Origin of the sequence: Paenibacillus sp. 2TAB26, from assembly GCF_052115145.1 — a bacterium.
Taxonomy (GTDB): Bacteria; Bacillota; Bacilli; order Paenibacillales; family Paenibacillaceae; genus Pristimantibacillus.
On the sequence record NZ_JBFRGC010000106.1, the window covers coordinates 1 to 443 of the forward strand.

A 443-nucleotide genomic window follows, 5' to 3' on the forward strand; every position below is an offset into this window, starting at 1 on the left:
GCTCGAATCTGCTGTTCTCGCTTTGTTGAGCCGGCATCGTGCTGGCGCGGGCTCCTTGGTGCCGAATTCGCACTCTGTACTTGCTGGCCGGAAAGTCGGGTGACATCCGGCTTGTCGGCCTGCTGGGCTTCTGGCGCTTCGAGCGGCCACACGTAGCGATGTTGGGCACACCAGGCGCGAACGTCTGCATGTGAGAGCATCTGCTTGTGGGCCCCCTTTGTCACCGCAATGGTGCCGCGCTCGATTGCGTCGGTCAGTGCCTCATCCCATGTCCAAAATGCATCGTCGTATTTCGGTGGCAAGAGGTCGGCATCGCTTGTGCCCGCAATGAGGATTTTTGCAACCCTGCTGCGTGAAAGCCAAGCTTGACCGTCATAGGCAAGAATCCAGCCAGGAATGCGCCGCCTGTCCGGAAAGACTCGGTCCTCGGAATCATCGTCAAC

The 443-nt window shown here is 59.4% G+C and carries 1 protein-coding gene; it reads right to left on the reverse strand.

The features are described 5' to 3' along the window. Positions 1-443, reverse strand: a 443-nt coding sequence (locus AB4Z50_RS36070; protein WP_441887305.1) for a hypothetical protein, incomplete at both ends; no start/stop codon positions are given.